The sequence below is a fragment of the Pseudomonas sp. MWU12-2319 genome (genome assembly GCF_023242525.1).
GTDB lineage: Bacteria > Pseudomonadota > Gammaproteobacteria > Pseudomonadales > Pseudomonadaceae > Aquipseudomonas > Aquipseudomonas gingeri_D.
This window is the reverse complement of the sequence record NZ_JALJES010000016.1, coordinates 57,052-76,932: the sequence shown is the minus strand read 5'-3', so window position 1 is coordinate 76,932 and position 19,881 is coordinate 57,052. Positions and strand designations below refer to the sequence as shown.

The following is a 19,881-nucleotide window of genomic DNA, read 5'->3' as shown; positions in this document are numbered from 1 at the left end:
TATTTGCCGCGTGCTCTTCTCTGCAACCCCCGGTAATCTGCATTCGCGGAACATTTTCATGCCAAGGTCGGCCCCCACGATCACACACTGATGAGTAGTTGCTGCATGGCCCGCCCAACTTCGTTGACCGGATTGTTTCTGTTTGTTGCATGTCTGCTGTCGAGCGGCCTGGGTGTGGCCGCCGGTTTCCAGGCCGAGATCGTCGATCAGGACGGCAAGCCCTTGCCGAACGCGGTCTTGACCTTGCAGGGCGATGTGCCGCCGCCGATCTTCAGCCTCAAGGCCGATATGGACCAGCGCGACAAACAGTACGCCCCCCATGTGCTGGCGGTACATACCGGCACCCAGATCCGCTTTCCCAACAGTGACAATATCCGCCATCAGGTCTATTCCTTCTCGGCGCCCAAGCGCTTCGAGCTGCGTCTTTACGAAGGCACGCCGTCGGACCCGGTGCTGTTCGACAAGCCGGGTATCGTGGTGTTGGGTTGCAACATCCATGACTGGATGCTTGGCTATGTCTATGTGACCGACGATCCCTGGTTTGCGGTCAGTGATAAAAAGGGCTTGATCCGCTTCGACAAACTGCCGGCCGGCCGCTACCACATAACGCTCTGGCATCCCCAGGTGGCCGATATGCTGCCGCAGCCAGGAGGCGAAATCGGTGTGTCCGCCACGGACCTGAAGCAACGCTTCAGCCTGTCGATCCAACCCCTGTCGCCGGATGCACCCGCGGCGCCGGCTCCGAGTGCTTTCGGCGATGCCTTCAATAAAGCTGTCAGTGAAACTGCGAAGTAGCTTTCAGGCGCGGGTCGCCTGCGTCCTGATCCTGCTGTTGCTGGTGGTGGTCGGCGCGCTGTATTTCAGCGTCAAGGCCGCCACCAACAGCGCGATCCGCAGCCAGGCTGGCGAACAATTGCAGCTCGGTACCCGGGTGTTCGAACGCCTGCTGGATGTCCAGAGCCGACGCCTGAGCGATGGCGTGCAACTGTTGGCGTCGGACTTCGGCTTTCGCGATGCCGTGGCCAGCGGCGATTCGGCGACCATCCGCTCGGTGCTGATCAACCACGGCAAGCGCATCAACGCCACTGACATGATCCTCCTGAGCATGGACGGCAAGGTCCTCGCCAGTACCCTGGACGATATGCCAGAAGGTTCGCAGTTCCGTTATGACCACGCGTTGCGCGAAGCGCGGCGGGCCAAGCAGTCGACCCTGATCGTGCCGTTGCAGGGCCATCCGCACCTGCTGGTGGAAGCAACGGTGCTGGCGCCCTTGCCGATCGCCCGGGTAGTGATGGGCTTTTCCATGGACACCGAGTTTGCCCGCGAGCTGCGTTCGTTGAGCAACCTGGAAGTGTCGTTCCTGACCGTGGATATGCAGCAGCCCGGGCAATTGGTGAGCACCCAGCCGCCGGCCATGGCGCAGAGCATTGAACACTTGATGCTCGCCAGCGCCGATAAACACATCCAGCAACTGACCGAATATGAGCAGCACAGTTTCCTGAGCAAGACGCTGATGCTGGCCAGCACCGCCGATGAAAATGACAACCAGGTCATCGCCTTGTTGCAAAGTCCACTGGATGCGGCGATGCAGGCATTCGCGCCCCTCGACCAGAACATTCTGCTGATCGCCCTGATCTCGCTCGTGGCGTCCCTGGCCGGTGCCTTGTTGCTGGCGCGCAGCGTTTCGCAACCGGTGCGGGCGCTGGCCCAGGCGGCGGAACGGATCGGCCAGGGCGATTACCAGACCCCGGTGCCGCTCAAGCGCAGTGACGAGCTGGGACTCCTGGCCACCGCCTTCAACTCCATGCAAAGCGGCATTGCCGAGCGCGAGCAGCAACTGGCGCACAATGCCTTGCACGACGGGCTCACCGGGCTGCCCAACCGGGCGCTGGCCATGGAACGCCTGGGCAGTGCGATCAGCGCCGGGCGGTCGGTGGCCCTGGTCTACCTGGAGATCGACAACCTGCGGGCGATCGGCGAAGCCGGTGGTCCCGACGCGGTGGACCTGATGCTGCAACAGGTCGGCCAGCGCCTGCTGGGCGCCCTGCGTGCCGGCGATACCGTCGCGCACCTGATCGGCGGCGAGTTCCTGCTGCTGTTGCAGGGTACCGCCAGCGACGGCGCGGTCGCCACCGCGGACAAGCTCCAGCAGCTGTTGCTCAAGCCCCAGCGGATTGCCGGGCATGAAGTGGCCCTGGATTGCCGGATAGGGATTGCCGCCTTCCCGGGGGATGGCCTGTCCGCCGAAGAGCTGCTCAGCCGCGCCGCCATCGCCATGAAAGATGCCGAGCAGATTCCCGGCCGCATCCAGATCTACGAACAGGGGCGCGACCTCGCGCATCGCCGCCAGGTCACCCTGATTCGCGACCTGCGCCATGCCGCCGCCAACGGCGAGCTGCTGTTGCATTATCAACCCAAGCTGGATATCCGTGAGGGTCGCGTGCGTCAGGCCGAAGCCCTGTTGCGCTGGCAACACCCGCAGTTCGGCATGGTTTCGCCGGCGGAGTTCATCGTCCTGGCCGAACGCACCGGCAGCATCCAGATCCTCACCCACTGGGTGATCGAGGAGGGCATACGCCAGTTGTCGGAGTGGAACCAGCGGGGCCTGCGCTTGCAACTGTCGTTGAATATTTCGGCGGAGGACCTGCTCGGCCCCGACCTGACCGACCGGGTTTCGGCGTTGCTCAAGCAATACCGGCTGCCGGCCGAACAATTGATTTTCGAGATCACCGAAAGCGCCGTGATGCGCGAGCCCGAGCAGGCCTTGAAGGTCCTGCACCGGCTGCGCGAGTGCGGCATCAGCCTGTCGGTGGATGACTTCGGCACCGGTTACTCGTCGCTGGCCCACCTCAAGCGTCTGCCGGTGCAGGAACTGAAGATCGACCAATCCTTTGTCCGCGACCTGGATGAAACCAGCGAGGATGCGGTGATCGTCCGTTCGACCATCGAAATGAGCCACAACCTGGGGCTGAAGGTGGTCGCCGAGGGCGTCGAATATGCACATAGCTTGCGTCTGCTGGAGCGCTGGCATTGTGACACCGCCCAGGGTTACCTGATCAGCCGCCCGTTGACCGCGGCAGCGTTCGAGGCCTGGGTTGCCTTACCTTTGGGTTCACCGTCCGTTGTGGTTCATTGACGGCCATGAAGCGTTTATCTCTCTTGCTCTGCGGCCTGGCCTGCCTGGGAGCGCAACCGGTTCTGGCCGACAACGGCCGTTTGATCGCCACGGGCGGGGCCAGCAGCCTCGAAGGCCCGGCGGGCGGCGGGATCACGCCCTGGGCGGTGCTGACCGGCTATGGCGAGCAGAACGAGTGGAGCGCCACCGCGTTCGCCACCACGGTCAATCTCCCGGATTATCGGCTCGATGTGGCCGGGGTCGCGTCGTCCTACGACAACCGCGTGGAGGTTTCCTTTGCCCGCCAGCGCTTCGACCTCGGGTCGCTGGTCAGCAAGCTGAGCCTGCCGGAAGATCATCTGGGGCAGGACATCCTTGGCCTGAAGGTGCGCCTGTTCGGTGATGTGATCTACGACCGCTTGCCCCAGGTGTCCCTGGGGCTTGAGTACAAGCACCAGACCAACTTCGAGATTCCGCAACTGGTGGGCGCCAAGCGTGACCAGGATGTGGAGGGCTACCTGGCCGTCAGCCGCCTGTTCATGGGCGCGGCCTTCGGTTACAACCTGCTGGTCAACGGCGGCGTGCGCTACAGTCGGGCCAACGAGCTGGGGCTGATGGGCTTCGGCGGCGATCGGCGCGATACCCGCGGCCTGCTCAAGGAAGGCTCGGTGGCGGTGCTGTTCAACCCGCGCTGGGCCATGGGCGTGGAGTATCGGCAGAAGCCGGACAACCTGTCGTTTTCCGGTGAGAGCGATTGGGCTGATCTGTTTGTCGGCTACTTCCCCAACAAGCATGTGTCCTTTGTCCTGGCTTACGCCAAGCTCGGAGAGATCGCGACCCTGGATAACCAGAACGGCACCTATCTGTCCGTGCAGGGGAGTTTCTGATGCGTGGCCTGAAACTGCTGCTGGTGGTTCTGCTGCTGGCCGGTTGTGCCCAGCAGCCACCCAAGGATGACAGCCTCTATCGTGACCTGGGCGAGCGGGCGGGGATTACCCGGATTGTCGAGGGCATGCTGTTGAACATTGCCCACGATCCCCGGATCGTCGAGCGTTTTCGCAAGATCGATATCCAGCGTTTGCGGGACAAGTTGGTCGAGCAGTTCTGCGTCGAGGCGGGTGGGCCCTGCGTGTACACCGGCGACACCATGGCCGAGAGCCACAAGGGTCAGAACGTCAGCCGCAGCGATTTTAATGCGCTGGTGGAAGACCTGATTGCGGCGATGGATACCCAGGGCATTCCGGTGCCGGTGCAGAATCGTTTGATTGCCCGGCTGGCGCCGATGCGGGGTGAGGTTATTCAGCACTAGGGTGAGTCGCTGCGATTTGGTGTTGTCTGTGTAGGTGTAGTTGCCTGAGTGTTTGCATAACGGCTACTGGCCTCTTCGCGGGCAAGCTCCGCTCCCACAGTATTTGCGTTGAGCCTGGATGTTGTGCACGACACAAATCTAATGTGGGAGCGGAGCTTGTCCGCGAAGAGGCCGGCCCAGACACTACAAATCTTATGGGTGCTCTACGGCACGCTCATTCAACGCCGAATCCACCAACGCCTTCGCCAACTCGATCAGGTGCACCACCCCCAGCACCACCTTGCGATTGGCGCCGCTCAGGTTTTCCACGGATTCATAGGCCGTCGCGGCGGCAGATTCGAGCAGCTCATAGGCGGCGGTCAGCGATTCTTCCGCGCGCACATCGGTGCGGATCCGGTACAGGCTCTCCGGCAGTTTGTAAGGCTCAGGCGGTTCCAGCGGCGGCAGGTTGTAATGGGCGAATACCCGGTCGCTGGTCTTGTCGTGCTTGTACAGCGGGTTGATGGGGGGATCGGGGGTAATCTTCGACATAGGTCTAGCTCTCTCAACATGGGTTGAACTGCTACCGAGTCGCGACTAAACGATGGGGGTGGCAGCTGTACGCAGGTTAGTCGACCGGCGAGCTAAGGAACCGGCGCGCCCGAGGGCGCCCTGCGCACAGCCACCATAAAGTGCAGGCAACAAAAAAGCGCCTGAACAGGACGATGGCGCTATGCGCCTTAACTCAACAGTGGGCGACTAAACCCGATCACTGAATTGGCAGTGACGAACGAAGACTAGCCACGTGTTTTGGCAGGCGCAAGCGGTCAGGATTTTCTAGGAAACTTCATACGAATGAAAGAGCAAAGTCGCATTCGGGGTTGATCCATCAAGCCTTCCAGGGACCGCTAACGCGCCGCACCAGCCTCATCAGTCGGTAGCGCTTTTCCAAAGTGTCTGCGAGCGGGGGCGCCGTTGGTCAGGACTGTCATTTCTGACAGTAGAGCCTTATCTCGCGTTCTTCTAGGGTCATGCTCAAAGGCACTGTGTTGTATCGAGTGCTCGGCCGACGGGGATCTTTGGGATCGCAGAGGTTACGAGAGTCAGGAACCAAGCTCATGAGCGATGGCAGGGGTTGGGCTGGGATTGCCCTGAAGGGCGCGGCACTGCTGGGCTGGGCGACATTGGGCATCCAGCTCTACCAGAACTGTCAGGCCGCGGGGAGCCTGTTGGGTGGACTGGATGACTTCTTCAGTTATCTCACGGTGCTGATCAATATCCTGGCGGCGCTGGTGTTGACCTGCGTGGCAACCTCGGGAGATTCGACCCTGCGGCGTTTCTTTCTCCAGCCCTCGGTTCAGGGTGGCGCGGCGGTCGGCATGATTCTTGTTGCCCTGGTGTACAACCTGCTGTTGCGCGTTCCGTTGAGTTTCCAAGAGTTCCAGTGGGTCCCCGATGAGTTGATGCACGACGTGATGCCGATGCTGTTTTTGCTCTATTGGTGGTTCTGTGCGCCAAGGGGTCGCTTGTTATGGCGGGATGCGTTGCCGTGGCTGATCTATCTGCTGGTCTACTGCGTTTACCTTCTGGTGCGCGGATACCTGATTGGTGCCTACCCTTATGACTTCATCGATGTGGGGGAGCTGGGTTATCCCCGGATGTTTATCAATGCCGGGCTGGTGGTGTTGGTATTCGTGCTGCTGTCGGTGCTGCTGATTGCGGTGGATCGCTGGCGAGGCCAGCGTTGAACGACGATGACCGCTGGTCAGGACTGTCATTTCTGACAGTAGAGTCTTGTCCTGCTTTCTTCTAGGGTTTTGCTCAATAGACAGCCTGTTTATAAGCGTCCAATCGATTGGGGCTTTGCCGTCGCAGGTGCCGCGTGGCCAGGAGTCAGCTTATGAGCAACGAAATGGTATTAACGCAGAGCACGGGCGGTATTGCCGTGAAGATCGCGGCCCTGCTGGGATGGCTTGCATTAGCCCTCCAGCTCTACCTGATCCTGATGTCGCGCTGGCAGGGCGACAAAAGCCTGTTGGGCGGGGTGGATATCTTTTTCAGCTATTTCACGGTGCTGACCAATATCCTGGTGGCGATCGTGCTGACCTGCGCGGCCACATCAGGGGATTCGCCGTTTCGGCGATTCTTTCTCAACCCCAAGGTCCAGGGCGGTGTGACCGCCGCCATCGTGCTGGTCGGGCTGGCGTACAACCTGTTGCTGCGCCATACGTGGAACCCCCAGGGCCTGCAGTGGGTGGCCGATGAATTGCTCCACGACGTGATGCCGGTGCTGTTTGTAATCTATTGGTGGTTCTGCGTGCCCAAGGGCACCCTGCAATGGCGGGATTTCTGGCCGTGGCTGATCTATCCGGCGCTCTACTTCGTTTACGCCCTGGTGCGTGGCTACTTTGTCGGCTCTTACCCCTATCCCTTTATCGACGTGGGCCAGCTGGGTTATCCCCAGGTGTTTATCAATGCCGTGATGGTGCTGGTGGCCTTTGTGGTGATATCGCTGGTGGTGATTGCCGTGGATCGGTGGAAAGGCAAGGGCTGATCCTGCCGGTGCAGGGGAAACGGCTGGGGCCGCAGAGCACTAGCCCGCGAGACGAAGGTTTCGCGGGCTAGTGGAGCGCTGATCAGTTGACCATGGCGTAGATCTCGTATTGATTGTCCGTCATGTCGTAGTCGTTGATCCTCATGAATAAATTTCCGCTATGGGTATCAGCGCCAAGCTCATTGATATTCCACACGGGTAGTGCCGTACCGTTCTCCCCCCACTTGTAAAGAAGCTGTCCATGGCGTGCGCCAGGTCCGCTGTAGGGAAAACGGCTATTGCCTTCGATATTGATGATGCTGCTTTCAACGCCAGCGGGCCCGCACTGGGTCACGATTTCACCGTTTACCCCCGCTACATAAATGCCCCAGCTCGCCGTCCGCTCAGCGACGGCGGGGGCTTCGAGTGCCAACAGAACCGTGGGCGATGGGGTCGATGTGCTGCTGGGTATGTATTCATCCCAGCCGGACTTGCGGGGGATCAACTCATTGGCCCAACCCTCGTTGGCGCTGACCATCACAAACAGGGGCTTACAGGAGGGGAGGTACATGCCAATGTAAATTTTCATTTCGCCTTTGTTGTTTCTCAACTCATCGTCAGGCGTGTTGATTCTCAAGAACAGACTGCCGGTGTCATTGAGGGTGTTGGCGTAGCCTTCATTGTAAATCGGCCTGCTTTTTCCTGAGCGGCCAAACTTATAGAGAAGCTGACCTACCAGTGCTCCAGGGCCCGTGTAGGGAAATGAAGCGGGCGGGATTCTTCCCGCCGTGCCTCCCGCGTCGCAATAGTCTGTTTTACTCCAGGCCCATCTGTCGTTGGGTCGTGGAACAGGAACCGGAAGCGCCGAACTGGCGGGAACGAATGTCTCAATCCAACCGCCCACCACCTGTTGCCTGGCTCGTTGAGCCACGCTGGTGTTGGCAGGCACTTCAACTATCTCTCCAGACCCCGTTCTCGGGGTCGTGTCGGGCTGCCTGTTCCAGACAAATCCGTACTCTTTGATATCGGCATATATTTTCAAGCCAATACCGGTCATTTCTCCCGCCAAACCAATGACTTTGGACCCGGGAGTGGTGAAGCTTGCGGCCAGGCTTTGAAATTTACTGATGGTCCCCACCACATTATCGGCATCGCTTTTGACCCGTTGCACCACATCATTCATATAGTTTCCAATGTCCTCCAGCGTTTGACTGAGGTCTTTCCTCGCGTACACCGTAAAGGGGACATTGGGCGTGTAACCGGACGTTGTGCCATACAGGGTCTGGGTCGCGCTGATGGAGTCCGTACCGGGATCATGTGCCAGGTTGGGAATGACCCAATGGCCGTCGGGCCCCACCCTGGCGGTGCCAAATACATAGTCGCCGCCTGTCCTGTAGACCGTCACCGTGGCGCCGGGGGTGGCACTGCCGTAAATACTGAAGGGCGAGTAGGCAGCGGATTGTGGGTTGTCGATGACGGGTGCCGAGGTAATGGGGAAAGAGGGGGGATTCATGTCAACCCAGAACTGTTGGATCGGTGCAAAGCTTGATCGGCGGTCGCCCAGTGTTTGAGTGGCGGTGATGGAGTCGTGGCCTGCGTATTGCGTCACGTTGGGGATTTCCCAGTATCCGGAGGCGCTCACAATGGCCGTATCAGTTCCGTAGGTCCCTCCTGTCCCGTAGACCGTCACGGTGGCGCCGGGAGTAGCGGTACCGGAAATGAGGAAAGGGGTGTTGACATAGCCTTTCGGATTGTCGATCCGGGGGACGTCGAGGGGGGCGGCGGGTTGCACCTGGAAGGGCAGGTTAGGTGCGTAGCCAGACGTTTGACCATTCAGCGTTTGAGTGGCGCTGATGGAGTCGGGGCCAGGATCCTGGGTGATGTTGTTGAGAGACCACTCCCCATTGTCGTTCACCTGGACGCTGCCAAAGGTGTATTGCCCTCCTGTTCGGTAGACCGTGACGGTAGCGCCGGGCGTGGCCATGCCGGAGATGGAAAAAGGCGAGGTGACGGTACCCGTCGGGTTGTTGATCTGCGGGGCACTGGTGATTGGGTACAACGAGCTGCTGACAGAGAACGAAAAATTCTGCCATTCAGAGGTCACGCCGCCGAGCAGCTGGCGTACGGAGAAAGTGAAAGGACCCAGTGGCAGACTCGTCTCGAGTACTGTGCTCCAGCGACTGTTCTGATCGACCTGTGCCTGTCCGAGGAGACTGCCATTCTGTTGCCAGATTTCGACCGATGCACCGGGGAAACCTGTTCCTGAAAGGGAGGCGTTCTGGCTGGGCAGGGCGGTGTCGGGAGCCGGGGTGTCGATGGCGGCAATGTCTGAGGTATTCATAGTGTTTCTCCCTCAATCAGGTTGAATGGGAGAAGCGCTCGGGACTTCAGAAACGCGAGCGTTTCCAGGAATGGACGGAAGCCAGCACCGATGCTGCGCGCCTTTTTTCGTCCGGTATGGAAGCGATGCTAGGAGTCGATCATTTCAGCGGCTACTGTCAGAAATGACAGTGGCGACCAATGGTTGTCCGAACCGAGGACGTGGATTGGTTTCCAGCGTCTCTCTTTTATCGAGGCATTTCCCACCCAAGCCCACACGAGAGTGCGCTTGGGTGAGCCCGAAGCAGCAGAGCCGTTTCTAGAACGTGGTACGCAACCCAAACTCCACGCTACGCCCCGGTGCCGGTGCGATATCCCGCAGGATCGAACTGGCGTAGCGCACGGTCTGGTTGGTCAGGTTGTCGCCCTTGACGAAGGCCAGCCACTGGCTGCTGCCAATGTCGAAGTGATAACCGGCGCTGGCGCCGAATGTGGTGTATCCCGAAGTGCCGGTCTCGTTGGCCGGCACCCGTCCTTGTCCCGCCGCATGCTCGACGTCGATCCGCGCCTGCCAGCGATCCAACTCCCACAGCAGGCCGCTGTTCAGGCGCAGCGGGGCAATCCGTGGCAGCGCCTCGCCGGTGTCGAGGTTGGTGGCTCGGGTGTAGTCCCCGGACAGTTCCAAGGCAAATTTGCCATAGGCGCTTTCGCCAAGTTTCCAGTGATCCTGCGCCTCGAAACCGGCGAAACGTGCGCGTACCCCGGAGTAGCGGTATTCGGGAATTCCGGCCGCGTCTTCCTGACCTTCGTCGTTGAGGGTGCGGCCGGTGCCCAGCAGGCCGATGTAGTTGGAGAAGTGGCTGTAGAACACGCCGAAGCTACCTTTGTGGGTGCCGTTGTCGAAGCGCAGGGCCAGGTCGCTGGACACGGCTTTTTCCTTCGACAGGTTGGCATCGCCCAGTTCATAGGTGCCGGTCGCCACATGGGCACCGTTGGCGTACAGCTCGTAGAAGGTCGGTGCGCGTTCGGTGTAGTTCAGGGTCGCGGCCACGGACCAGATCGGCGTCAGGCTGTAGATCGCGCCCGATGACAGGCTGCCGGCGGTGAAGTTGCTGGAACGGTCGGCGGCGGCGAAGCGTTCGTTGCCCTGGGCGTTGGGGTCGATGCTCGTATGTTCCAGGCGGCCGCCGAGGCTGAAGGTCAGGCGCTCGCTGGCCTTGAGTTCCTCCAGCAGAAACAGCGCACCGCTGTTGGTGTCGGTCTGTGGGACGAAGGCTTCTTCGCCCAGCGCCGAGAACTCGTTGCGGCTGACCTGCGCGCCGATCACCCCGTTGAACGAACCGACAGGCAGGTGCCGGGCTTCGACCCGCGCTTCGTAACCCTTGTTCTTGAAGGTGGTGCCGACTTGCCCGTCTTCGATCTCGCTGTGCTTGTACTCGGTGTAGCCGGCATCGAGTTTCACCGAGCTGAAGGGGCCTTGCAGGTTGCGTATTTCTGAGGCGAAGGCGTAATGGTCCTGCTGCATGCGAATACGCACGTCCTGCTCGGCAGGGGAGCCGTAGTTGGAGTCGTAGTTGCTGTAGGACAAGCCGGCATAGCCATCGTCCCAGGTGTAGGAACCGCCGATTGCGCCGCCATCCTGGCGTCCGTCGCTGTTGCCCAGGCGCCCCTTGCGTTGATCGGCCTCTTCGTTGGCTGGTGCGTTGCGGTCGCGGGCGAAGCCTGGAATGCGCAGGTCGTTGAACTCGCGGGCGTTGGCATCCAGGTGCAAGGCGAAGGTGCCGTCACCGGCTTCCAGCTTGCCAGCGCTGCTGCGGGTGGTGTCGGCACCGCCGTAGCGTAACTCCCCGGCCCCATGGATACCGTCGATGGCGGTGGTGGGGATGCGGTTGTCGAAGGTGTTGACCACGCCGCCGATGGCGCTGCCGCCGTAAAGCAGGGCGGCCGGGCCGCGGACGATTTCAATCCGTTCGACATTGACCGGGTCCAGTGGCACGGCGTGGTCGTAGGACAGCGCCGAGGCATCCAGCGCGCCGACGCCATTGCGCAGCAGGCGGATGCGATCGCCGTCCTGGCCACGAATGATCGGCCGGCTGGCCCCCGGGCCGAAATACGAGGACGACACGCCGGGTTGCTTGTTCAGGGTTTCGCCGAGGCTGCCTTGCTGTTGCAGGGTCAGGTCATCGCCTTCCAGTACGGTGCTGGGGGAGGCGAGTTGCTGGCTGCCCAATGGGTTGCCGGTGATGACCTGGGGTTGCAAGTCCAGGGCGTAGGCCGGGGAGACCATCAGCAAGGCGGCGGCCAGCGGTGTCAGGTGAGAACGCAGGGGAGAGGAGAGGGACATCGGTGCTTCCTTGGCAAGCGGGGCGCGAAATAGAGCGCCTTGAGTCAGATGAAAGGCTGGAACGGTAGGTGGGTGTGATTGTTAATATTTCTCATATGTTATGACATAACATATCTTTTTTATCAGGAAAACAAAACCCCGAGGGTTTCCGGTGGCAGCGCTAGACTTGAGATAGGGGGCGTTCTTGCGTTTGATCGCCAGCAAGCTGGCTCCTACAGGGACTGTGCTCGGTCGCCAGTCGTGCGTCTTGCCAGATAAGTCTTACAGTCATTTCAGATGCGGGATGCCTTGTCTTCGCCCGTGGCTCTTCCCCCCGCCCCAAGGCTCGGCTAAGGTGCGCGGCTTCTTCCATTTCCTGACCTGAAGGCCTGGCATGACGGCATCGAACAACAACCCTTTGCACGGCGTGACCCTGGAGCAGATCCTCACGGCCCTGGTGACCCATTACGAATGGGAAGGGTTGGCGCAACGCATCGATATCCGCTGCTTCAAGAGTGACCCGAGCATCAAGTCGAGCCTGACGTTCCTGCGCAAGACCCCCTGGGCGCGGGAGAAGGTCGAGGCTCTCTATATCAAGCTGGCGCGTACCAAGCGCGAGCTGTGAATACGGAAAGCGCAGCGATGCATGGCGCAGTGCAAACCTCGGGCGGTTTGCGTCGGCTGCTGTTGCTGGGCGCGGCGTTCCTGGGCTGGGGCGGACTGGCGATCCAGCTCTATCTGCTGCTGATTTTTCGCTGGCAGGTGGAGGCCAGCCTGATCGGCGGGGTGGTGAGCTTCTTCAGTTTTTTCACCGTGCTGACCAATACCCTGGCGGCGACGGTGCTGACCTGTGCGGTGACTTCGCGGGATTCGGCGGGCAGGCGCTGGTTTCTCAAACCGGCGGTGCAGACGGGTGTGACGGCGAGCATCGTGGTGGTCGGGCTGGCCTACAACCTGTTGTTGCGCCATCTGTGGCATCCCCAGGGGTTTCAGTGGTTGGCCGATGAGTTGATGCACGACGTGATGCCGGTGCTGTTTGTGGTCTATTGGTGGTGTTGCGTGAGGAAGGGCACTTTGCGGTTGTGGGATGGAGTGCCCTGGGCGATCTATCCCGTGGTCTATTTCGCTTATGTGCTGTTGCGCGGGCATCTGATCGGGGTGTACCCGTATCCCTTTTTTGATGTGGATAAGTTGGGTTATCCACAGGTGTTTATCAATGCCGGGCAGATTCTGCTGGGATTTTTGCTGGTGTCGGGGGTGTTGATCGGGGTGGATCGGTGGCGGGGTGGCAGGTAGAGCGTGGTGTCCGGGTTGACGCCTTCGCGGGCAAGCCCTGCTCCTACAGTTTCGCGGCGTCCACTGACCTTGTGTACGACACAATCCTGTAGGAGCAGGGCCTGCCCGCGAAGAGCCCCTCCCTAGCGACGAATTACTCCTCGGCGCTGTTGTCCAGTTTCCAGTAGCCGACCGCCTTGAGGAATTCCTCGTTCAAACCATGGCTGCCCAGTAGCACCTTGCGGATCTTGCGCGACAGCGCCGCTTCGGTCGCCACCCAGGCATACAGGCTGCCTTCGGGGATATCCAGCTGTTCGACGGTGCGCAGCAAATCCTGCTCCGGCGCATCGCGTCGTACCCAGGTCACCTCGACCTGTGCCGGGCTCTGCAGCACCTGCTGTTCCCCGGCATTCTCCACCTCGATCACCACCCGAGCCCGTCGATTGGCCGCCAGCCCTTCCAGGCGCCGGGCAATGGCTGGCAACGCGGTTTCATCGCCGATCAGCAGGTAGCTGTCGAAGATATCCGGGACCACCATCGAACCCCGAGGGCCACCGATATTGAGGAACTGACCGGGCGCCGCCTGGGCCGCCCAGGTCGCGGCGGGGCCGTCGCCATGCAGCACGAAGTCGATATCCAGCTCGCCGCTTTCCAGGTCATAACGCCGTGGGGTGTAGTCACGCATGGCGGGCATCGGGCCATTGTCCTTGGCCCCCAGCACCATCGTTTCCAGCGCGGCCTGTTCGGCGGCGTTCTGTGGGAAAAACACCTTTACATGGTCGTCCGTGCCCAGGCTGATAAAGCCCGCCAGCTCCGGCCCGCCCAGGGTGATGCGGCGCATGCGCGGGGTGAGGTCGACGACCCGCAACACTTCCAGGCGGCGTCGTTTGATCTCGTGCATGACACGGTGAATCCCTTGTTGATTGACTGCATTCATTCCGGTTTCTCCGAGCAGGATGGAGCGGATACTGGCCCATCGACGATGGCCTTGGCGGTGTTGTTCAGCAGGTCGCGAACCCGAAGGATTTCTTCCGGGCTCCAGCGACCGTTGTGCAGTTGCAGGGCGTGGCGCAGGTTGTGCACTGCCTCGTGGATTTCCAGCGGCCGTTCATGGCCGCGCAGCGAACGCTTGCTGACATCGATGCGCATGCGTACGCCATCGAGGGCCACGGCCTGTTCGATCAGGGACTGACGTCCGGCGTCGGTCACGCTGTAGCGCTTTTTCCCGGCAGCCGCGTCGCCGAGGATCATTTCGCTTTCTTCGAGGAAGGTCAGGGTCGGGTAGATCACGCCGGGGCTCGGGCTGTAGGCACCGTCGAACATGCCTTCGATCTGGCGGATCAGGTCGTAGCCGTGGCACGGCTGTTCGGCAATCAATGCCAGCAGCAACAGCTTCAGGTCGCCGGGGGCGAAGACCCGGGGGCCGCGGCCACCGCGTTCGCGACCGGGGCGACGTTCGAAGCCGTCATGGCCATCGCCGAATTCCCGGGGATGGTGACGATGGTGGGGATGTTCCTCTCTCATTTCTCTTTCTCCTGTCTAGTTAAGATATACCTTAAGATATATCTTAAGCACTCGACAAGAAAAAGTGACGAACGGATGCATGGCCCGTTTGTGCTTATACGTCTCTCAGGGCTCGGTTGTGTTTTCTGTGTCGACTTGGAGTTTTTCCCTACGCCAATTGGAGAAAAGCACTCTAAGCAAGGCTGGAACAGCTCTTTACCATGCCGTCTTGTGTCAAAAAGGCGGGATTTATCATGCCCAGTTTCTTGTTCGGCGCGCTGCTGTGGGTGTCACCGGGCCTGTTCCTGTCGGCTCACGCCACCCTCGATGTGGCGAAACCTGTTTCATCGGCCAAGGTCCTGAAGGGGCTGCGGCCCAAGGCCGCGCCAGCGCCCATCGACAATGTCGTGGGCCGTGCCCATGAGTTGATCGGCACGCCCTATCGGTGGGGCGGGATGTCGGTCAACGGCTTTGATTGCAGCGGCTTGCTGGTCTATCTGTTTCAGCAGGAAGCCGATATCAAGCTGCCGCGCACCACCGTTGCCATGCGCCGCTCCAACGCCAAGACCATCGAACGGAAAAACCTCAAGCCCGGCGATGCGGTGTTCTTCCGGCGCAATGGGCAGAACACCGTCAATCATGTCGGGCTCTATATTGGCGGAGACAAATTCATTCACTCGCCGCGCAGCGGCAAGACGGTACGCATCGATTCGCTGAGCAATAGCTACTGGAAAAAGAGCTACACCCTCGCCAAGCGATTTCACACGACCCGCTGAGGTTTTTCTCCTGTCGTCAGGGCGTTTGCGCGACCTTCTGTGCGGTGCACAAGGTGTTGCTGCCCGGTTGCAGGTAAGGCGTCAGGATCGGCGCCATGCCCTTGAGCACCTGTACCGGCAACGCCGAGGTGAACTTGAACGACTCGGCCGAGCGCCCCGGCACGAACGCGGTCAGGGTGCCGAAGTGATGATCGCCGATGTAGAACACAAAGGTCGCCGTGCGGTTGATCGACTTCGAACTCAAGACCCGCCCGCCGGCACCAATGGCTTCGATGCGGTTGTCGCCGGTACCGGTTTTCCCACCCATGGCCAGCGGTGTGCCGTCCGGCTGTTTGAAGCTGCCGGAAACCCGTCGTGCGGTGCCCGCATCCACCACTTGTGACAAGGCTTCGCGCAGGGCCGTGGCGACCTCCGACGGCATCACCCGTTTGCCTTTGTCCGGGTCGTTGACCAGGCGGGTTTCGTAAGGTGTACCGGCGGCGAAGTGCAGGCTGTCGATGCGCAATGTCGGCATGCGCACGCCGTCGTTGAGGATGATCCCCACCAATTCGGCCAGCGCCGCCGGACGGTCGCCGGAACTGCCGATGGCGGTGGCCAGCGATGGTACCAGGTGATCGAAGGGGTAGCCGACCTGTTGCCAGCGCTGATGGATATCGAGGAAGGCTTCGATCTCCAGCATCACCCGGATCCGGCTGTCGCGGGCACTCTTGTGCTTGCTCTTGAACAGCCAGCCATAGACTTCCTGGCGTTCGAATTCGCTGGCGGCCACCACCTGGCTGAAGTGCGCCTGGGGGTTATTCAACAGGTAGCCGAGCAACCACAGGTCCAGCGGGTGAACCTTGGCGATAAAGCCCTGGTCGGGCAGGTCGAAGGTGCCGGGGCCGTAGGTCTTGTAGAGTTTGGCCAGGCGTTCGTCGGTGACTTTCTCGGTTTTCAGGTGGGCCCGGACAAAGGTATTGAAAACCGCTTGCGGAGCGTTCGGCAGCAGGTAGCGATGCACGGCGGCGAGGCGAATCGGCGTCGGGTGCATGCCGTCGAGGAAGGTGTCCAGGCGCTCCTGGGACGTCTTGTTCTGGTACTTCTTCCAGAAGCGCAGCATAAAGGCCGTGCCCTCGCGGTCGGCAAAGCGGGCCAGGTATTCCTGGCGGCGCGGCTCGTTGTCGTCCTTGAGCAATTCGGCGCTGTTGTTCGGACCCTGGTAGGTGCTGTAGCGCACCAGGTCGCGCATCAGGCGGATAAACGGCAGGTTGATCGACTCGCGCAGGGCTTCGCGCAAGGTCGGGCTGCGGCCGTTGTCTTCCTTGCGGAAGTTATGGAAGTGATGCAAACCGCCGCCGGTGAAGAAGCTTTCGCCGGGGTTGGCCGAGTATTGCCGGCTGAGGGCCGCGTCGAGCATTTTCGGCAAGGAGCGGTCGCTGTTTTGCGCCAGGTAGTCCGCTGCCCAGCGGGTGATCGGGTCCTGGGCGTCACTCGCCACTTTTTTCAGTTCGGCGGGTGACTGGTTGCCATAACGGTCGTGCAGTTCGGAAATGATCTGCAGGTAGCTGGTCAGCACCCTCAGTTTCGCGGTGGAGCCCAGTTCGAGCTTGCTGCCTTCGTTGATGTCGAAGGGCTGGTCGGTGCTGTCGGTCTGCACCCGCACCCGCGCGCTGTCGGGGGTGAGTTCGAAGAGGGTGAAGCTGTAGCGCACCTGTTGCGTGCTGGTGGGGGTCAGCAGGTGTTCGCCCAACAGGCCCAGGGACTTGGCGAACTCAGGGTCGGCCAGGCGCTTGAGGTAGTCGCTGGCCTGGCTTTGCAGGTCCGATTGCAAGGTGCTGGTAGCCGAGAGATCAAGGCGGTCGAGGTCGTAGAGTGGGCGGTCGAGCATGGCCGACAGGCGGCTGCGGGCCACGCTGATGCCCTTGTTCGACTCCACCGGCTGGATCGTCGGTTCCTGCTGCCAGTCGCGATAGGTCACTTTGCTGGCCAGCGCGGCGGCGGCCAGGGGACCGTCGATCACCGCGTTCTGGGCCAGCAGGCGGATATGGCTGTCGGTCAGTTCGGCCAATTCGTCGCGGCCGCGGGCCAGGTAATGGGAGGGCCGGCGTTGGGCAATCATCAGCGACAGCACTTCACGCAGGGCCAGGCCGCGTTGGGAGAGGCTCAGGGGATCGCTGGCCACGCTGTTCAGGCGGGCGTTGACCTGGGCGAAATCCGCGCCGTACCAGACCCGCAAGCCTTCCGCCATGCCATGCACTTCGCCATGCCCGGGCACGGCGGACAACGGCACGCTGTTGAGGTAGTCGCGGACCACATCCTTGCGCGCTTCCAGGGTTTGCGGCCCGCCCTGGTAGGCGCGCACGCTGGCGGAAATCATCTGGCGGATTTTTTCACCGCCGGAGAGGGTCAGGCCGTCCGGCGAGTGCCGGTATTTTTCCAATTGGGTCGCCAGGGTGCTGCCGCCGGCGGTCTGGCCGCCCATGTGCAGGACCTTGGCAATCTGCGACAGCACCGCCTTGCCGAAGCGTGGCCAGTCCACGGCGGGGTTGGCCTGGGGCTGCTTCGGGTCGAGCAGGTCACGGTTCTCGATAAACAGCAGGCTATTGACCACCAACGGCGGAATGGCTTCGAAGCTGGCATAGAGTTGTTGTGGGTAGTCGTAATGGTAGACATCGCCCCCGCGGCAATCGGTGATCGAGAGTCCGGCCTGGATTTTCTCCTTGTATGGTACGAAAAAGCCTTCCTGGCTGTAGTCCAGGAGTGCCGGGGAGAAGCGGGCCTGGGCCTCGATCCGATAATTGCGTTTCAACAGGCGCGGCAGGAATTCACCGAGGGCGCTGTAGCCCAGACGCTTGTCGAAAGGCCCGTCGCCGGGATAGAGAATCGAGTCACTGGGCCCGGGCTCCAGCGAATAACCGAGGTCGGCGGCGAGACGGCTGAACTCCCGTGCCTGGATCTTGGAGCTGCGCATTTCCCGCGAGGCGGCAAACCCCAGCAATCCCAGGGCAATCAGCAGCACGAGCCAGAACAGCCGCCACCACAGCCTGCGCTTACGCGGTTTTTTCGGTAAAGGCGCTTCATCCTCCCTGTTGGCTGGCGCCACAGTGTTGCTCGAATCGGATTGCCATAAAGCGCCCATAGTCGATTCATCCATTCACGCAGATTGATCGCACTTGCCTGAAGCTTAGACGCTGCTTGGAGGCGGCGAAAAATATGTGAAGTGGGTCAGGTTTTTCTGGCAGGTCATCAGGGGGGGCATGGCTGCTGCAATGACGAATGATTCGTATCAGGCGATCGCTACTGGCGCGGGCCGGCCCAGGCGCTTGTTGAGGTCCAGCCATCCCGCCAGCGCCGCCATCAACGCCACGCCCAGCAGTGCACTGAATACCCGCACCGGCCAGCCATCCCCGGCCTGGGCATTGAGCATGTCCGCCAGCGGTGCCAGCAGCACACCGAAGCAGAACACCTCCAGCGAGTAACGGCCCATCCGGCAACTCTGTCTGGGCAGCCAGTGATCCAGCCAGCGTCCATTGGGCAACAGCTTCGCGACCATATAGGCCAGCGCCAGGAAATGCAGCAGGCGCGCCGGCGACAGATTGGTCTTGCTGATCGGGTAGAGCCACTCGCCCAACAGCTTGGGCATGAAGGCGTCGTGTATCTGCGGCCATTTCCATGACAAGGCGATCACCGCGCAGGCCAGCAGATAGGCCGCCGAGGTGACGAACAATGGCTGCCGCGACAGCGGGCGGAGTTCCGGGCGCTTTTCCCGCTGTCCATGGATCGCCGCCGCGCCACCGAGCACGAACAGCAGCTGCCAGGCCATGGGGTTGAAGAACCACACGCCACCCTCCTGGGCGGCCAGGTTCCACTGGAACCAGGGCGCCAGCAGGTACAGCAGCACCGACACCCCGACCACGTATTCGGCTTTGCGCAGCAGCATCGGCAGGATCAGCGGCAGGCCGAGCAGTAGCAGGATATACAACGGCAGGGGGTCCATCAGGTTGGGTTTGAAGCGCAGTAGCAGTTCGTCCACCAGCGCCTGCTGTGGATGGGTGAGGAAATACTGCAAGCCCATTTCCTGCACCAGGTCACGGGTTTCCACCTGGCTGTTGGCAAAGAACACGATGCCCATCAGCAACGCCAGCAGGAAGATATGCACCACATAAAGCACCCAGGCCCGGCGCAGGATGCGCACGCTGGCGATCAGAAAGCCGTCGCGGCGGGCGATCTTGCCGTAGGCCAGTATCGCGGCGTAACCGGCGAGAAAGACAAAGATCTCCGCCGCGTCGCTGAAACCGAAATTGCGCACGGTGAGGCTGGCGAGGGGGTTCTGCGGCACGTGATCCCAGAAAATGAAGATCAGCGCCAACCCGCGGAAAAAGTCGATGCGATGATCGCGTCCGTTGGACATCACGGGAAAACTCTTGGGCGAATGTTGAATAGGGCTGTTATTGCTGTAAGAAATTGCACGCGCGCAGCGGCGGTGTGCAGGTTGGCGTGAGTCGGAGGGAATTGCAAAGGCGGGGGTATTACTGAATGTCACAATTTTGTGTCGAGGGTTGCCTGCCAGCAGAGCTGTTTTTCAGACAGGCAGAGCAGGCGGGAAGGCGCTTCCTCATGCCGTTTCTTGGCGTCCATGTTTTTATGGCAACGGATATCCACGGGGCAGGAACTTGACACTAGAGTGTCCCGACAGACCTGCCTACTGTCAGAAATAACAGGTGTGTACGGGTCGGAAGTGGCGGCGCAGTGCTCAGGCCATAAGGGGAC

The 19,881-nt window shown here is 61.1% G+C and carries 16 protein-coding genes; 9 read left to right on the top strand and 7 right to left on the bottom strand.

All coding sequences use genetic code 11. The annotated features are described in order from the left end of the window. Window positions 1–105 precede the first annotated feature (105 nt). From M5C01_RS24030 to M5C01_RS24015, 4 genes are read left to right on the top strand one after another with little or no spacing between them, the layout of a single operon-like run. A complete protein-coding gene (locus M5C01_RS24030; protein ID WP_247263213.1) occupies window positions 106–795 on the top strand; it encodes a methylamine utilization protein in 690 nt (229 codons plus the stop codon). Next, entirely contained in the window at window positions 779–3,136 is a 2,358-nt protein-coding gene (locus M5C01_RS24025; protein WP_103494379.1) for an EAL domain-containing protein, read from the top strand. The genes M5C01_RS24030 and M5C01_RS24025 overlap by 17 nt, the downstream gene beginning before the upstream one ends. 5 nt (window positions 3,137–3,141) lie before the next feature. After that, entirely contained in the window at window positions 3,142–4,002 is an 861-nt protein-coding gene (locus M5C01_RS24020) for a DUF3034 family protein (protein ID WP_152740944.1), read from the top strand. Then, window positions 4,002–4,424: a group 1 truncated hemoglobin gene (locus tag M5C01_RS24015; protein WP_103494377.1), complete on the top strand. Its 423-nt coding sequence runs from the start codon at window positions 4,002–4,004 to the stop codon at window positions 4,422–4,424. Before M5C01_RS24020 ends, M5C01_RS24015 begins: the two co-directional genes overlap by 1 nt. Window positions 4,425–4,616: 192 nt before the next feature. Here the strand turns inward: M5C01_RS24015 and M5C01_RS24010 are convergent, their stop codons facing one another. Next, the gene (locus M5C01_RS24010; RefSeq protein WP_152740943.1) at window positions 4,617–4,955 is read right to left on the bottom strand and encodes a DUF3077 domain-containing protein; all 339 of its coding nucleotides are present in this window, start codon (window positions 4,953–4,955) and stop codon (window positions 4,617–4,619) included. Window positions 4,956–5,521: 566 nt separating this feature from the next. On the opposite strand from M5C01_RS24010, the gene M5C01_RS24005 reads away from it, so the two are divergent. Next, window positions 5,522–6,151: a Pr6Pr family membrane protein gene (locus tag M5C01_RS24005; RefSeq protein WP_152740942.1), complete on the top strand. Its 630-nt coding sequence runs from the start codon at window positions 5,522–5,524 to the stop codon at window positions 6,149–6,151. A 152-nt stretch (window positions 6,152–6,303) separates the two neighbouring features. Next, window positions 6,304–6,957: a Pr6Pr family membrane protein gene (locus tag M5C01_RS24000; protein ID WP_152740941.1), complete on the top strand. Its 654-nt coding sequence runs from the start codon at window positions 6,304–6,306 to the stop codon at window positions 6,955–6,957. An 82-nt stretch (window positions 6,958–7,039) separates the two neighbouring features. Here the strand turns inward: M5C01_RS24000 and M5C01_RS23995 are convergent, their stop codons facing one another. Both M5C01_RS23995 and M5C01_RS23990 read right to left on the bottom strand, forming a co-directional pair. Then, window positions 7,040–9,277, bottom strand: coding sequence for a hypothetical protein (locus M5C01_RS23995; protein WP_152740940.1), 2,238 nt, complete (start codon window positions 9,275–9,277; stop codon window positions 7,040–7,042). A 297-nt stretch (window positions 9,278–9,574) separates the two neighbouring features. Then, window positions 9,575–11,599: a TonB-dependent receptor gene (locus tag M5C01_RS23990; protein ID WP_152740939.1), complete on the bottom strand. Its 2,025-nt coding sequence runs from the start codon at window positions 11,597–11,599 to the stop codon at window positions 9,575–9,577. Between the two features lie 373 nt (window positions 11,600–11,972). On the opposite strand from M5C01_RS23990, the gene M5C01_RS23985 reads away from it, so the two are divergent. Together M5C01_RS23985 and M5C01_RS23980 are read left to right on the top strand one after the other, a co-directional pair. Further along, window positions 11,973–12,203 carry a VF530 family protein gene (locus tag M5C01_RS23985; RefSeq protein WP_103494373.1) on the top strand — a complete coding sequence of 77 codons (231 nt, stop codon included), beginning with the start codon at window positions 11,973–11,975 and terminating at the stop codon, window positions 12,201–12,203. 17 nt (window positions 12,204–12,220) lie between these two features. Continuing rightward, the gene (locus M5C01_RS23980) at window positions 12,221–12,874 is read left to right on the top strand and encodes a Pr6Pr family membrane protein (RefSeq protein WP_152740938.1); all 654 of its coding nucleotides are present in this window, start codon (window positions 12,221–12,223) and stop codon (window positions 12,872–12,874) included. 133 nt (window positions 12,875–13,007) lie between these two features. On the opposite strand, the gene M5C01_RS23975 is transcribed toward M5C01_RS23980, so the two are convergent. Together M5C01_RS23975 and M5C01_RS23970 are read right to left on the bottom strand one after the other, a co-directional pair. Beyond that, on the bottom strand, window positions 13,008–13,790 hold the full coding sequence (locus M5C01_RS23975) for a siderophore-interacting protein (protein ID WP_152740937.1): 783 nt from the start codon (window positions 13,788–13,790) through the stop codon (window positions 13,008–13,010). After that, window positions 13,787–14,377 carry a PadR family transcriptional regulator gene (locus tag M5C01_RS23970; protein ID WP_152740936.1) on the bottom strand — a complete coding sequence of 197 codons (591 nt, stop codon included), beginning with the start codon at window positions 14,375–14,377 and terminating at the stop codon, window positions 13,787–13,789. The genes M5C01_RS23975 and M5C01_RS23970 overlap by 4 nt, the downstream gene beginning before the upstream one ends. Window positions 14,378–14,610: 233 nt before the next feature. Between M5C01_RS23970 and M5C01_RS23965 the strand changes: the two genes are divergently transcribed. Beyond that, window positions 14,611–15,132 carry a C40 family peptidase gene (locus M5C01_RS23965; RefSeq protein WP_103498372.1) on the top strand — a complete coding sequence of 174 codons (522 nt, stop codon included), beginning with the start codon at window positions 14,611–14,613 and terminating at the stop codon, window positions 15,130–15,132. A 16-nt stretch (window positions 15,133–15,148) separates the two neighbouring features. Here M5C01_RS23965 and M5C01_RS23960 read toward each other — a convergent pair whose 3' ends face one another. Continuing rightward, entirely contained in the window at window positions 15,149–18,250 is a 3,102-nt protein-coding gene (locus M5C01_RS23960) for a transglycosylase domain-containing protein (protein WP_152740935.1), read from the bottom strand. Window positions 18,251–18,397: 147 nt separating this feature from the next. After that, window positions 18,398–19,522, bottom strand: coding sequence for an OpgC domain-containing protein (locus M5C01_RS23955; RefSeq protein ID WP_152740934.1), 1,125 nt, complete (start codon window positions 19,520–19,522; stop codon window positions 18,398–18,400). Between the last annotated feature and the right edge of the window lie 359 nt (window positions 19,523–19,881).